The organism is Burkholderia sp. MSMB1072 (genome assembly GCF_001524725.1).
Lineage (GTDB): Bacteria > Pseudomonadota > Gammaproteobacteria > Burkholderiales > Burkholderiaceae > Burkholderia.
This window is the reverse complement of sequence record NZ_LOYC01000004.1, coordinates 29,952-43,082: the sequence shown is the minus strand read 5'-3', so window position 1 is coordinate 43,082 and position 13,131 is coordinate 29,952. Positions and strand designations below refer to the sequence as shown.

At 68.4% G+C, this 13,131-nt stretch carries 13 protein-coding genes; 10 read left to right on the top strand and 3 right to left on the bottom strand.

Features of this window, described 5'->3' with window-relative positions; all coding sequences use genetic code 11:
• Nucleotides 1–30 precede the first annotated feature (30 nt).
• From WS89_RS00530 to WS89_RS00495, 8 genes are all read left to right on the top strand, one after another.
• On the top strand, nucleotides 31–1,371 hold the full coding sequence (locus WS89_RS00530; protein ID WP_059502710.1) for an aspartate aminotransferase family protein: 1,341 nt from the start codon (nucleotides 31–33) through the stop codon (nucleotides 1,369–1,371).
• Nucleotides 1,372–1,608: 237 nt separating this feature from the next.
• Nucleotides 1,609–3,111 carry an APC family permease gene (locus WS89_RS00525; protein ID WP_059789121.1) on the top strand — a complete coding sequence of 501 codons (1,503 nt, stop codon included), beginning with the start codon at nucleotides 1,609–1,611 and terminating at the stop codon, nucleotides 3,109–3,111.
• Nucleotides 3,108–3,707 carry a DUF3156 family protein gene (locus WS89_RS00520; protein ID WP_059789120.1) on the top strand — a complete coding sequence of 200 codons (600 nt, stop codon included), beginning with the start codon at nucleotides 3,108–3,110 and terminating at the stop codon, nucleotides 3,705–3,707. The genes WS89_RS00525 and WS89_RS00520 overlap by 4 nt, the downstream gene beginning before the upstream one ends.
• 70 nt (nucleotides 3,708–3,777) lie before the next feature.
• The gene (locus WS89_RS00515; protein ID WP_034204494.1) at nucleotides 3,778–4,716 is read left to right on the top strand and encodes a helix-turn-helix domain-containing protein; all 939 of its coding nucleotides are present in this window, start codon (nucleotides 3,778–3,780) and stop codon (nucleotides 4,714–4,716) included.
• 161 nt (nucleotides 4,717–4,877) lie between these two features.
• Nucleotides 4,878–6,086: a porin gene (locus tag WS89_RS00510; RefSeq protein WP_059789119.1), complete on the top strand. Its 1,209-nt coding sequence runs from the start codon at nucleotides 4,878–4,880 to the stop codon at nucleotides 6,084–6,086.
• Nucleotides 6,087–6,357: 271 nt separating this feature from the next.
• Entirely contained in the window at nucleotides 6,358–7,596 is a 1,239-nt protein-coding gene (locus WS89_RS00505; RefSeq protein WP_059789118.1) for an ABC transporter substrate-binding protein, read from the top strand.
• Nucleotides 7,597–7,630: 34 nt separating this feature from the next.
• Nucleotides 7,631–8,500, top strand: coding sequence for a carbohydrate ABC transporter permease (locus tag WS89_RS00500; RefSeq protein WP_059789117.1), 870 nt, complete (start codon nucleotides 7,631–7,633; stop codon nucleotides 8,498–8,500).
• Nucleotides 8,497–9,357 (top strand): carbohydrate ABC transporter permease, encoded by an 861-nt coding sequence (locus WS89_RS00495; protein ID WP_059789116.1) that lies wholly within the window; start codon nucleotides 8,497–8,499, stop codon nucleotides 9,355–9,357. Before WS89_RS00500 ends, WS89_RS00495 begins: the two co-directional genes overlap by 4 nt.
• 32 nt (nucleotides 9,358–9,389) lie before the next feature.
• Here the strand turns inward: WS89_RS00495 and WS89_RS00490 are convergent, their stop codons facing one another.
• Nucleotides 9,390–10,412 carry a LacI family DNA-binding transcriptional regulator gene (locus WS89_RS00490; protein ID WP_059789115.1) on the bottom strand — a complete coding sequence of 341 codons (1,023 nt, stop codon included), beginning with the start codon at nucleotides 10,410–10,412 and terminating at the stop codon, nucleotides 9,390–9,392.
• A gap of 6 nt (nucleotides 10,413–10,418) precedes the next feature.
• On the opposite strand from WS89_RS00490, the gene WS89_RS00485 reads away from it, so the two are divergent.
• Nucleotides 10,419–11,339 (top strand): phosphatidylinositol-specific phospholipase C, encoded by a 921-nt coding sequence (locus WS89_RS00485; RefSeq protein ID WP_156440188.1) that lies wholly within the window; start codon nucleotides 10,419–10,421, stop codon nucleotides 11,337–11,339.
• Here the strand turns inward: WS89_RS00485 and WS89_RS00480 are convergent, their stop codons facing one another.
• On the bottom strand, nucleotides 11,340–11,843 hold the full coding sequence (locus WS89_RS00480) for a hypothetical protein (RefSeq protein ID WP_082741735.1): 504 nt from the start codon (nucleotides 11,841–11,843) through the stop codon (nucleotides 11,340–11,342).
• A gap of 53 nt (nucleotides 11,844–11,896) precedes the next feature.
• Nucleotides 11,897–12,508 carry a LysE family translocator gene (locus WS89_RS00475; protein WP_059789114.1) on the bottom strand — a complete coding sequence of 204 codons (612 nt, stop codon included), beginning with the start codon at nucleotides 12,506–12,508 and terminating at the stop codon, nucleotides 11,897–11,899.
• Between the two features lie 86 nt (nucleotides 12,509–12,594).
• On the opposite strand from WS89_RS00475, the gene WS89_RS00470 reads away from it, so the two are divergent.
• Complete coding sequence (locus WS89_RS00470) at nucleotides 12,595–13,122, top strand: GNAT family N-acetyltransferase (protein ID WP_059789113.1); 528 nt, start codon at nucleotides 12,595–12,597, stop codon at nucleotides 13,120–13,122.
• Nucleotides 13,123–13,131 lie beyond the last annotated feature (9 nt).

Here is a 13,131-nt window from a genome sequence, read left to right as displayed (position 1 = left end):
GATTCAACCGATCCGACCATGGAGACTGCAATGAGCTACAACGAAGCGAAATTCTGGCACCCGATGCTGCACCCGAACGAAATGAAACAGCGCAAGCCGATCCGTATCGTGCGCGGCGACGGCTGCTACGTGTTCGACGAGGAGGGGCGCAAGCTCGTCGACGGCGTCGCGGGCCTGTGGAACGTGAACGTCGGCCACAACCGCCAGGAAGTGAAGGACGCGATCGTGCGTCAGCTCGACGAACTCGAATACTTCCAGCTGTTCGACGGTATTTCGCATCCGCGCGCCGAGGAGCTGTCGAAGAAGCTGATCGACATGCTCGAACCGGAAGGGATGCGCCGCGTGCTGTACAGCTCGGGCGGCTCCGATTCGATCGAGACCGCGCTGAAGATCGCCCGCCAGTACTGGAAGGTGCGCGGCCAGGCCGATCGCACGAAGTTCATCTCGCTGAAGCAGGGCTATCACGGCACGCATTTCGGCGGTGCGTCGGTGAACGGCAACACGGTGTTCCGCCGCAACTACGAACCGAACCTGCCCGGCTGCTTCCACGTCGAGACGCCGTGGCCGTACCGCAACCCGTTCACGCAGGACCCGGACGAACTCGGCCGGATCTGCGCGGAAATGCTCGAGCGCGAGATCCAGTTCCAGAGCCCGGACACCGTCGCCGCGTTCATCGCGGAGCCGATCCAGGGCGCGGGCGGCGTGATCGTGCCGCCGGCCAATTACTGGCCGCTGGTGCGCGAGGTGTGCGACCGCTACGGCGTGCTGCTGATCGCCGACGAAGTCGTGACGGGCTTCGGCCGCAGCGGCAGCCTGTTCGGCAGCCGCGGCTGGGGGGTGCGCCCGGACATCATGTGTCTCGCGAAGGGGATTTCGTCGGGCTACGTGCCGCTCGGCGCGACGGTCGTGAACGCGCGGATCGAGGATGCGTTCGCCGCGAATGCCGATTTCGGCGGGGCGATCATGCACGGTTACACGTACGCCGGCCACCCGGTTGCATGCGCGGCCGCGATCGCGAGCCTCGACATCGTCGTGAAGGAAGACCTGCCGGCGAACGCGGCGAAGCAGGGCGCGTACCTGCTCGAAGCGCTGCAGCCGTTCGCGGAGCGCTTCGCGGCAGTCGGCGAGGCGCGCGGCAAGGGGCTGATGCTCGCACTCGATCTCGTCGCGAACAAGGACACGCGCGAGCCGATCGATCCGTTGTCGGGCTATGCGAACGCGGTCGCGGAAGTCGCGCGCGAAAACGGCGTGCTGGTGCGTCCGGTCGGCACGAAGATCATCCTGTCGCCGCCGCTCGTGATCCAGCGCGAACAGCTCGACCGGATCGTCGATGCGCTCGCGGCCGGCTTCGAGGCCGTACCGTTCGCATGACGGCGTGACCGCATGACGGCAAACCCGCGGCGGAGGGTAAACGCCATCGCGGGTTTGCCGATTTGCGCTATGACCGGATTATTTTGCCTGCGTATTTTTTCGACATCGGATCACGCCGTGATCGACAAGGGCCCCGGGTCTCGTCGGGCTGAAGCACCGCCCCGGGGCCGACCGCAGAGCATCCGGCCCCGGCGCCGATGAAGCGTCGGCTCGGGCCAACCAACGAAGGAGACAACGATGTCGGGATGGTCGGGAATGACCGGCGCCGCGGGCGATACGTCCGCCGGCTTGCCGGCTGAAGCGGGCGGCGGCGCCGCATTGAAGGCCGGTGCGGTCGGTTTCCCGACCGCGCTGGCGAGCGCCGTCGGCCTCATCATGGCGAGCCCGGTGATCCTCACCGCGACGTCGGGCTTCGGGATGGGCGGCTGGGCGTTCGCGGTCGCGATGATCGTTGCGTTCGTGATGATGCAGGCGCAGGCGACCACGTTCTCCGAAGCCGCCGCGATGCTGCCGACGGCCGGCTCGGTTTACGATTACCTGTCGTGCGGGCTGGGCCGCTTCTGGGCGATCACCGGCACGATTTCCGCGTATTTCCTCGTGCACGTGTTCGCCGGCACGGCGGAGACGATCCTGAGCGGCATCATGGCGCTCGTGAACTTCGAGTCGCTGAACGCCGCGTTCGAGAAGCACAACAGTTCATGGCTCGTCGGCGTCGGCCTCGTGGTCACGTTCGCGATCACCAACATCGTCGGCATCAAGGTATTCAGCAATCTCGAGATCGTGCTGACGGCCGGCATGTGGCTGTCGCTGATGATCTTCGGGATCCTCGGGCTTGCGGCCGCGCCGGCCGTGCATCTCGACGGCTGGTTCGGCGGCTCGGCCGTCGGCACGTCGATCCCGGCCGTGCTGTCGCTGGTCGGGATGGCGATGTTCATGTTCGTCGGCTGCGAGTTCGTCACGCCGCTCGCGCCGGAAATGAAGGCGCCGGGCCGCACGATCCCGCGCGCGATGGCGCTCGGCCTCGTCGGCGTCGCGATCTGCATGTTCCTGTACGGCGCGGCGATCCGCCGCCAGGTCGCGAACGTGCCGGTGAGCCCCGACGGCCTCACGCACCTGCTCGACACGCCGGGCGCGATTCCCGCTTTCGCGCTGCAGGTGCTCGGGCCATTCGGCCGCGTGTGGTTCGGCATCGCGTTCCTGTGCGCGGGCGCCGCGACGATCAACACGCTGATGGCCGGGCTGCCGCGCATTCTGTACGGGATGGCGATCGACGGCGCGCTGCCGCGCTGCTTCGCGTACCTGCATCCGCGTTTCAAGACGCCGGTAGTCGGCATCGTCGCGTCGGCGGTCGTGCCGATCTTCCATGCGTGGCTGATCAACGGCAATCTCGACAGCATCCTGCATCTCGTGCTTGCCGCGACCTGCGCGTGGGGCATCGCGTACCTGCTCGTCACCGCATCGGTCGTGATGCTGCGTATCCGCCGCCCGGACCTGCCGCGGCCGTACCGTTCGCCGCTGTTCCCGCTGCCGCAGATCGTGTCGAGCGTCGGTATCGTGCTTGCGATCTGGTACATCACGCCGCCCGGGATGAACCCGCGCGACATCTACGTGCCGTTCGGCGCGATGCTGGGGCTCACCGCGCTGTACGCGCTGTTCTGGACGCTCGTCGTGCAGCGCCGGCATCCGTTCAAGCCGGTGCCGGTCGAGGACGTGCTGCGCAACGAGCACGTCGCGCCGTGAAGGCCGTACTCGCCCGATGGCGCGCGGCGGCCGATGCGCCGCCGCCCGGTCACCGCTCCGGCGCGATCGCCGCGCGCGTGCTCGCCGATCTGCGGGCCGTGCGCGATGCCGGCGGCGGCGTTGGCGGCGTCGGTGGTGTCACGGCGCGGCTGTCGAACGGTGTGCGCGTGAGCATCGACGAGCGCGTCGAGCGCCAGTTCCTGATGCATACGGTCGGCGTGAAGGTGACGGCGGCCGCCGACGGCCCGGCCGCGCGGGGCAGCGCGCGCGTGCGGCAGACCGGCTGGCTGCGTCGAACCGGCATCGAGGCGGCGCCCGCGCCCGGATGCGACCCGCGCTTCGTCGACACGCTGGCTGCATTGATCGCCGAGCCGGCGCTGGCCGACGCGCTGCGGCCGCTGCACCTGACCGACTGCGCGATCGACGCGCGCGACGGCCGCTGGACGCTCGCGATCGTGCCGTTCGGCGGCAGCGAGGTCGTGAACCGGATGCCGTCGTTTCGCCGCTATGTCAGGCTGATCGACGAGCAGGCCGCGGCGCTGTCGGCGGCCTGTCTCGCGTTCGAAACCGTACTACGCGGGATTTTGCGAGGGTAAGCTATGGCGATGCGTGCCGCGCGAACCGGGCGGCCGCGTCCAGCACCCCAGGGTTTTACCGGAGACGCCGATGCTGTTCCAGTCACGCTCACACGAAGACGTGCACGATCACGGGCTCGCGATCGCGGGCTGGCATCAGGTCTATCGTCAGATGACGCCGGGCCGCTTCAAGGGCACCGTCACGCAGGTGCTGTACGACGATTTCCACTTCTTCCGCGAGACGACCAACCGGCGTGTCGCGCAAACGGGGCTCGCGCCGCTCGGGCGCACGTCGCTCGCGGTGCCGCTGTCCGTGCCGCTCGCGGGTACGTTCCAGGGGCAGCCGGTCGACGGCTATGCGCTGCTCGCGCTGCGCGCCGGCGAGGATTTCGAATTCCACACGCCGGAAGGGATGGGGCTCGTCGGGATCAGCGCGGCGTCCGACATGGTCGACGAGCTGTGCGAAGCCGAATTCGGTGCGGCTGCTGCGCGCAGGCTGCGGCACGTGACGCGGCTGTCCGATGCGCAGGGCGTCGCGCTCGGCATGCGGTTGTCGGCGCTGATCGACGATGCCCAGCGCAACCCGGGCTGCCTCGAATATGCGGCCACCCGCAAGATGTTTCGCGACGCGATGCTCGGCATGTTTCTCGATGCACTCGAACAGGGCATCGGCGTCGAGCGCCGCGACATCACGCACGCCACCTACAGCGATATCGTGAGCCGCTGCGAGAAGCATCTGCGCGAGCGGCCCGAAGAACCCGTCACCGTGCTCGAACTGTGCCGCGCGCTGCGCTGCAGCCGCCGCACGCTGCAAACGAGCTTTCAGCGCGTGGCGGACGTCACGCCGGTCGGCTACCTGCGCACGATCCGGCTGAACGCGGTGCGTCGCCTGCTGCGCACGACGCCGGTGCAGCAGCTCGGCGTCGGGGAAGCCGCCGCGAGCTGGGGCTTCACGCATCTCGGCTATTTCGCGCGCGAGTATCGCGACCTGTTCGGCGAGTTGCCGTCGCAAACCTTGCGGCCCGAATGACGTCCTCCTGCCGCGACGGCGCCGTCGTGCGTCGCCCGTCCTCGTCACCGTTTGCTGATTTGGGATAGGGGTCCGGAATTTTCGCTGGATAAAGTCCTGCCACCCATATCGACAACACCATCGGTTCGCAGTGCAAATCGATGAACATGGAGGGGCGGGACATGAAGAACGGACGACGACTGGCCGCGGCCGCGGTCATGCTGGGTTGCGTGCACGCGCACGCGCAAACCTCGGGGAGCGTGACGCTGTACGGCACCGTGGACACCGGCATCATCTATTCGACCAACCAGCAGTTCACGCGCGCCGACGGCAGCACGGGCGGCGGCCATGCGTGGCAGATGGGCGGCGGCAACCTCGTGCCGTCCCGCTTCGGCTTCCAGGGCGCCGAGCCGCTCGGCGGCGGCCTCGATGCGGTATTTACGCTCGAGCAGCAGTTCCTGTCGGCGAGCGGGCAGGCGCTGCAGGGCGGCACCGCATTCAGCCGGCAGGCATGGGTCGGGCTGCGCCAGGACGGGATCGGCACGCTCGGCCTCGGCCGGCAATACGACTCGTACACCGACATGCTCGGCGCGTACGTGTCGAGCAACAACTGGGCGACGCCGTACGGCTCGCATCTCGGCGACGTCGACAACCTCAATGCCGCCTTCAACTTCAACAACGCGGTGAAATTCACCAGCGCCGATTTCAACGGGCTCACGTTCGGCGGCACGTTCAGCTTCGGTGGGCAGGCCGGCGATTTTTCCGCGAAGCGCGGCTATGCGGTGGCCGCGACGTACACCCGTGCGCCGGTGGCGTTCTCGCTCGGCTATCTCGACCTGCATCAGCCGCTCGACGCGGCGCTCGGCGGCGCGAGCGGCTATATCGGCGATTTCGCGTGCGGCAACCCGGGCGCGATGTATTGCCTGCTGCAGGATGCCGGCTCGATGCGCGCGTTCGGCGCGGGCGGATCGCTCACGTTCGGCGCGGCGACGGTCGCGCTGACCTACACGCATACGCGCCTGGGCGACAGCCGCTATTTCTCGACCGCCGCACAGCCGCGCACGCAGGCGTTCACGTTCGACGTCGGCGAGCTGAACGTCACGTACATGTTCACGCCGGCGCTGCAAGGCGGCGTCGCGTACATCTTCAACGCCGCGCATACGGACGGGCGCGGTACGACGCGGTTCCACCAGATCAACCTCGGCACGAACTACAGCCTGTCGAAGCGCACGGCGCTGTATGCGGTCGCGATCGGGCAAATCGCGAGCGGCACGGGGCTCGGCACCGACGCGAACGGCAACGCGGCGAACTATGCGCAGATTCCGGTGCTCGCGAACAGCAATTCGAGCCGGCAACTGGCGGTGCTGGCCGGGATTCGCGTGAACTTCTGACGGCTGCTGCTGCGGGCATGAGGCGGCCGGTCGGGCGCGCATGGCGTGCCTGGTTGACCTCCGGGCCGTCGTCGCATCACGGCACGATCGATACGGCCGGCGCGAGCGGTACGACGGCAAATGCCGCGCACCGGCATTCGACGCGTGCCATAAATTCTTAACGATCGGCGTGAACAATGGCGTTCGCATCAGGCGGCCAGCCGCGTCCCCCGCGTTGCACACGTGTGCAACGCCTGGCCGTCCCGCCACCACGCCGAACGAGAGAGACCTCATGACCTTGCCGAGCCGCCTGCGCGCGCTGTCCGTCGCCCTTGCGCTGTCCTTCGCCGCCATGCACGCCGTGGCCGCCGATCTCGTCATCGCGGGCCGCGACGACATCTACGGCAAAGGGCTGGCCGACGCCGTCGCCGGCTTCAACAAGCTGCATCCGGGCACCGAGATCGAACTGCTCAAGCTGCCGAACGCGAACCTGTACCAGAAGCTCAAGCTGTCGATGCGCGAAGGCACGGGCGCCTACGACCTCGTGATGATGGACGACACGTGGGCGCCCGAATTCATCGGCAACGGCTGGCTGAAGCCGCTGCCCGCGTCGCTCGCGGACGCCGATCTCGTGCCGTCCGCCGTCGCGCTCGGCCGCAATGCGGCCGGTGCGCTGTACGCGCTGCCGATCGTCGGCAACGTCGAGATGTTCGCGTACCGCAAGGATCTGCTCGCGAAGTACAAGCTGCAGCCGCCGCGCAACTGGGACGACGTGCTGAAGATCGCACAGACCGTCGGTGGCGCGGACAAGAGCGTGTCGGGCGTCGTGTTCCGCGGCACGAAAGGCAACCCGGTCGTCACGGGGTTCCTGCCGATCCTGTGGGCGTACGGCGGCGACGTGTTCGACCATGCCGGCAACGTGACGATCGATTCGCGCGAAGCGCAGGCTGCACTGAAGACGTTCCTCGCGCTGAAGGCGTTCGCGCCGAAGGACGTCGACGTGTACGGCGCGGCCGAAGTGCGCGATGCATTGCAGCGCGGCACGGCCGCGCAGTCGATCGAGGTATGGCCGGCGTGGGTGCCGGCGCTCGACGATCCGAAGCAGTCGCGCGTGGTCGGGCAGATCGCGCTGCAGCCGCCGCCGGGGCAGACCGCAGGCCCGGCACCGATGCTCGGCATCTGGCAGATGGGCATTCCGAAGGACGCACCGCACGCGAAGCTCGCGCAGGACTTCCTCGCTTACCTGAGCGCGCGCGATACGCAGACGCGCCTCGCCGGCATCGGCATTCCGCCGACTCGCCGCAGCGTCTTCAACGATCCGGCGCTGGTGCGCCAGTACCGCTGGTATCCCGATCAACTGAAGGCGCTCGAGGCTGGCCGCGCACGGCCGCGCGTGAAGGACTGGCAGCAGGTCGAGAGCATTCTCGGCGATCAGTTGCAGCTCGCGTTGACGGGGCAGGCAGCGCCCGATGCCGCGCTGCGCCAGGCGCAGCAGAAGATCGCGCAGGCGACGGTCGCGGCCGGCAAGTGAGCGCGCCCGTCGATCCGCTGGCCGGGCGTTCCGCATGAAAGCGTTCGGCCGCGGCCTGCCGTTCGTCGCGCTGCTCGGGCCGGCGCTGCTGGTGCTCGCCGCGCTTGCGCTGTATCCGGTCGCGCAGGTGCTGATCGACTCGTTCTGCCGGGTCGATTACTCGGCCGGCCGCCGCGCGTTCGCGGGGCTCGCGAACTATCGCGCGGTGCTCGGCGACGATGCGTTTACGGCCGGCTTCGGCAACACGCTGCGCTTCACGCTCGTCGCGTCGCTTGCCGAAGTCGTGCTCGGTTTCGGTCTCGCGCTGCTGTTCGTGCGCGCGTTTCCGGGGCGGCGCATCGCGCTGCCGCTCGCGATCCTGCCGATGATGCTGTCCACGCTCGTGTGCTCGGCGATCTGGCGCAACTGGCTGAACTTCGACGGTTTCCTGAACGCGCTGCTCGCGGCGTTCGGCGTCGACGGCGTGCGCTGGCTGTCCGATCCGCACCTCGCGCTGTGGTCGCTCGCACTCGTCGACGTGTGGCAGTGGACGCCGATGGCGTTCCTGATCGTGCTGGCCGGGCTGCAGTCGATTCCGCAGGAACTGTACGAAGCCGCACGCACCGACGGCGCGAGCGAGTGGCAGTGCCTGCGCGACATCACGCTGCCGCTCGCGGCGCCGCAGATCGGCCTTGCGCTGCTGCTGCGCTCGATCGACACGTTCAAGCTGTTCGACAAGGTCTATGCACTGACGGGCGGCGGCCCCGGCAATGCGACGCAGACGCTGTCGACCTATATCTACGACACGGGCTTCCGCTTCTTCAACGTCGGTCCGGCGAGTGCCGCGTCGGTGCTGATGCTCGCGGCGTCCGCGCTGCTGGTCTCGGGGTACGTATGGCAGACGGTTCGCAAGCGGCGCGCATGACGACGCAATCGGCGGGCATCTCGTGCGCACGGACGGGCGCCGTATTCGGTCACGCGGGGCCGTGGGCGCTGCGCATCGTCGCACTCGCGCTGTTGCTGCTGCCGTGCCTGTGGATGGCCGGCGCGGCCTTCATGCCGACCCTCGAACGCCTCGATCATCCGTTGCGGATCTGGCCGGCCGCGCCGACCGTCGAGCATTTTTCATCGGTGTGGTCCAACGGCATCGGCGCGCCGCTCGCCAATTCGCTGCTGGTCGGCTTCGGCACGACGCTGCTCGCGCTGGCGCTCGCGTTTCCCGCCGCGTATGCACTCGTGCGGCTGCGATTTCCGGCGCGGCTCGATCTGCTGTTTCTGGTGCTCGTGCTGGCGTTGAAGCTGATGCCGCCGATCACGATCGCGGTGCCGCTGTTCGCGCTCGCGAAGCGGCTGCACCTGCTCGATTCGACGCTCGGCCTGACGCTCGCGTACCAGATCTACGCGTTGCCGATGGCGATCTGGATGCTGCTCGCGTTCGTGCGCGACGTTCCGGTCGAATACGAGGAAGCGGCGTGCATCGATGGCGCGGGGCTCGCCCGGCGGCTCGTGCAGATCGTGTTGCCGCTGTGCGCGCCGGGGCTGATCGCGACCGCGATCTTCGTGTTCATCGCGGCCTGGAACGAATTCCTGATCGCGCTGCTGTTCGTGTCGACGCCGAGCCGCTTCACGCTGCCGCTCGCGATTGCCGGCTACGTGACGGAGAACGGCATCGACTGGGGCGACCTGATGAGCGCGGGGCTGATGGCGTCGCTGCCCACGCTCGCCGTGGCCGGCTACGTGCAGCGCTACCTGTTGCGCGGGTTCGCGGGCGGGTTGAAGTGACGCGCGGCGTGGCCGCGCCCGGTCCCGCGCCGTCACGCGCAACTGTCCCGCACCACCTGCGTGACCGGTACGACGCACGTGCGCGACGGGCCGTCGAACGTCTGCATCCGGTCGGCGAGCAGGTCGATCGCCGCGTGCGCGAGGCCGTGCGTGTCCTGCCGCAGCGTCGTCAGCCCATACGCATCGTATGCGGCGGCGGGGATGTCGTCGAAGCCGATCACGCGAAGGTCGTCCGGCACGCGCAAGCCGAATTCGCGGCGCGCGACGTCGATCACGCCGAGCGCGAGCAGGTCGGACGAGCAGAACACGCCGTCGGGCCGCTCGCCGGCCGCGAACAGTTGCCGCGCGGCGTCGATGCCGCTGGCGTGGGTGTCGGACGGCGTGTCGAGCACGCGTACGAGCGTCGCGTCGAACGCGTCGCGTTGCCCGATCGCCTGTTCGAACGCCGCGGCGCGCGACCGCGCGCTGTAGCTCGCGCTGCGCGGCCCGACGAACGCGAGCCGGCGCGCGCCGGCCCGCACGAGCCGCTGCGCGGCGTGGACGGCGCCCGCCGCGTTGTCGCTGACGATCACGTCCGCGCCCGGCAGATTCGCTTCGCGGTTGATCATCACGACCGGAATCCGGTGTTCGAGATACTGCTGCGCAACCGACAGCGGCGGCGATGCGGACGTCATCACGAGGCCCGCGATCCGATAGCTGAGCAGTCGTTCGAGCGATTGCCGGACCTGGCGCGGATCTTCCGCATTGGTCACGAGCGGCGTGAGCGCGCGCTGCCCGAGCGCGGCCATCAGGTCCGACAGCAGCCGCGCGCGGAACGGGTTCTCGAACCCGGCCGTCACGACGCCGATCATGCTGCTGCGCTGCGTGATCATGTCGCGCGCGATCAGGTTGACCTGATAGCCCAGCGCACGCGCGGCGACCATCACCCGTTCACGCGTTTGCGGTGCGATGCTTGCCGTCGGCGAGAACGCGCGCGACACCGCGGAGCGCGACACGCCGGCCCGCGCCGCAACATCCGACGCCGTCACCCACGGTTTTCTTTCCTTGTCATTCATCGATTCATGATTCCTTCGCGCCACGATACGTGCATGCCGCCTGCCGACTGGATGTCGGCGCTCGACGACGCGCGGCTGCTGCATACGCTGACCCTACCGGGCAGCCATGACACCTGTGCGTATACGGTCGACGATCCGCTGGTGCGCACGCAGCGTGCGCCGCTCGACGCGCAGCTCGCGCATGGCGTGCGGCTGCTCGACATCCGCTGCCGGCACGTGCGCGACGCGTTCGACATCCATCACGGCGGCATCGCGCTCGGCATGACGTTCGACGACGTGCTGGCAACCTGTACGCGCTTTCTCGATGCGCATCCTCGCGAATGCATCGTGATGTCGGTGAAGGACGAGTGGCCGGCGCATGCGTGCACGCGCGGTTTCGATGCGACGTTCGACGCGCATCGCGCGCGGCATCCGCGGCTGCGCTGGCATGCCGGCGGCACGCTGCCGACGCTCGGCGACGTGCGCGGCGCGGTCGTGCTGTTGCGGCGCTTTCGCAGCGGCCGGCCGCTCGGTATCGACTTGACCGCGTGGTCCGACAACGCGACGTTTACGATCGATCATCCGGACGGCGCATTCGTGATCCAGGACGAATATCGCGTGCCGGTGGCAGCGTCGATCGCATGGAAGTGGCGCGCGATCGACGCGCTGCTGACGCACCTGCCGCTGCCGGACAGCGGCCGCTGGGCGCTCAGTTTCTGCAGCGGAACGGGGATGGGGGCGAATCCGTCGGTAGTCGCATTCGGCGATGGCCGGGTGCAGGGGATTCATGCGCGACTGGCCGAGCGCTTGCGCGAGCAGCGCGGCCCGTACGGCGCGGTGCTGCTCGATTTCTGCGACGACGGCGACTGGGCGCTGGTGCGTGCGCTGATCGAATGCAACGATCGCGCGCCTGAACAGGGCGGCTGGCGCAAGGCGTTTCGCTGCTAGTCAGCGAAGATTCGCGTTGAAGAACGCGAGTGCCTTGGCGTCGAGCGTTTCGTGGAATGTGGCGCGATCGAATCCCTTTGCGTCGGTGCAGATGCCGGGTGCGCTGCGTGCGAGCCGTTCGGAACACGGCGACAGAAACGCGAAATGGGCGGAATGCGGCACGACGTGGAATTCCGGCCGTTGCGGCAGCAGGGCAGCCACTTCGGAGACCGTTTGCGGCTCGACACCGCCGCCGCCCGATGCGGACGCCCACAGCTGGATCGGCGCATGCACGTCCTTCAGCGTGTCGACGGTCGGAAACATGTCGAACGGATCGGCGAGCACGTAGGCCTTGATGCGCGGATCGTGCGTCAGCGGCGCCTTCGGCAGGTCGCCAGCACGGATCTGCTTCGCACGCAACTCGGGGCCGGTTGCATCGGCGGGGATCCGGACGAACTCGACACCGGCCGCGTGCGCAACCGTGGCGCACAGGCAGAGCGGGACAGCCGATAGCCAGGTTTTCATGTCGATTCCCGAGGCGACGAAGAAGGGAACCGCGCTGCGCGCCCGACGGCGGCTTACCGCGTCACGATCGCCACCGCCGCGCCGGCCATCGCGGTCGCGCTCGTGCGGTTCGCGATCCGCTTTGCGCGTGCCGACGTGAGCAACGCACGCGCACGCGAAGCGAGCAGCGACCAGAAGCAGTCGGCGAGAACCAGGATGGCGAACATCGTGCCGACGAGCTCGGCCCACGCCACGACACCGACATGCGTCAGATCGACGATCGTCGGCAGCAGTGCAAGATAGAACAGCATGATCTTCGGGTTGCCGAGCGTGACCAGCATACCGGCCACGAACATGCGCCACGGCGACTGGCCGGTCGGCAGCTCGTCCGTGCCCGCCGACGTGGGCGCGGTCCACATCTTCCACGCAAGGAACAGCAGGTACGCGACGCCGAGCAGCTTGAGCACGGTCAGGCCCGTCGCGAACGTGTGCACGAACGCGGACAGCCCCGCGACCGCGAGCGTGAGCCACAGCGCTTCGCCGAGCCACATCGCGGCGAGGAACGGCAGCACGTCGCGCACGCCGTTCGTCAGCACGCGTGCAACGAGCGCGGCAACGCTCGGGCCGGGCGTGCCGGCGGTGACGAGCAACGCGAAGGCGAAGACGGCGAGGGCGGACAACGTCATGGCAAGCCTCCTGGGTAGGCGTTCGAAACGTCTGAAGTTTCGATTATAGTGACGGCCGTTCCAGACTGTCTGCCTGAATCGCCGTCATGCCTGCATCGATCCTGATTCGTCCCGCCACGCGGGAAGACGCGGCCGCGATGGCCGCCGTGGAAGTCGCCGCCGCGCAGCGGTTTCGCGCGATCGGCATGGCCGATATCGCCGACGGCGAGCCGACCGATGCGGCCGCCGTGCGCGTGCGGATCGACGACGGTCGCGCGTATGTCGCGGTCGATCCGCAAGGCACGTGCGTCGGATTCGCGTTCTACCGGCTGCTCGATGCGCAGCGGCTGTATCTGGAGGAACTGGACGTCGCGCCGTCGCATGCCGGGCAGCGGATCGGCGCACGTCTCATCGAACAGGTGATGGCGCGCGCGGCGCGGGAGCACGTCGAGCAGGTAGTGCTGTCGACGTTCCGCGATGCGCCGTGGAATGCGCCTTACTACGCGCGCCTCGGTTTCCGGATCGTCGACGATGCAGCGCTCGACGACGCGCTGCGCGCGATTCGCGCGCACCACGTCGCGCTCGGTCTCGACGAAACGCGGCGCGTGTTCATGCGCGCCGACGTGCACGCCTGAACCCGCACC

Bases quoted from the DNA above. Each gene is read 5' to 3' on its own strand.
- WS89_RS00530 (WP_059502710.1), top strand. From the start codon at position 31: ATGAGCTACAACGAAGCGAAATTCTGGCACCCGATGCTGCACCCGAAC.
- WS89_RS00525 (WP_059789121.1), top strand. From the start codon at position 1,609: ATGTCGGGATGGTCGGGAATGACCGGCGCCGCGGGCGATACGTCCGCC.
- WS89_RS00515 (WP_034204494.1), top strand. From the start codon at position 3,778: ATGCTGTTCCAGTCACGCTCACACGAAGACGTGCACGATCACGGGCTC.
- WS89_RS00510 (WP_059789119.1), top strand. From the start codon at position 4,878: ATGAAGAACGGACGACGACTGGCCGCGGCCGCGGTCATGCTGGGTTGC.
- WS89_RS00505 (WP_059789118.1), top strand. From the start codon at position 6,358: ATGACCTTGCCGAGCCGCCTGCGCGCGCTGTCCGTCGCCCTTGCGCTG.
- WS89_RS00500 (WP_059789117.1), top strand. From the start codon at position 7,631: ATGAAAGCGTTCGGCCGCGGCCTGCCGTTCGTCGCGCTGCTCGGGCCG.
- WS89_RS00495 (WP_059789116.1), top strand. From the start codon at position 8,497: ATGACGACGCAATCGGCGGGCATCTCGTGCGCACGGACGGGCGCCGTA.
- WS89_RS00490 (WP_059789115.1), bottom strand. From the start codon at position 10,412: ATGAATGACAAGGAAAGAAAACCGTGGGTGACGGCGTCGGATGTTGCG.
- WS89_RS00485 (WP_156440188.1), top strand. From the start codon at position 10,419: ATGATTCCTTCGCGCCACGATACGTGCATGCCGCCTGCCGACTGGATG.
- WS89_RS00480 (WP_082741735.1), bottom strand. From the start codon at position 11,843: ATGAAAACCTGGCTATCGGCTGTCCCGCTCTGCCTGTGCGCCACGGTT.
- WS89_RS00475 (WP_059789114.1), bottom strand. From the start codon at position 12,508: ATGACGTTGTCCGCCCTCGCCGTCTTCGCCTTCGCGTTGCTCGTCACC.
- WS89_RS00470 (WP_059789113.1), top strand. From the start codon at position 12,595: ATGCCTGCATCGATCCTGATTCGTCCCGCCACGCGGGAAGACGCGGCC.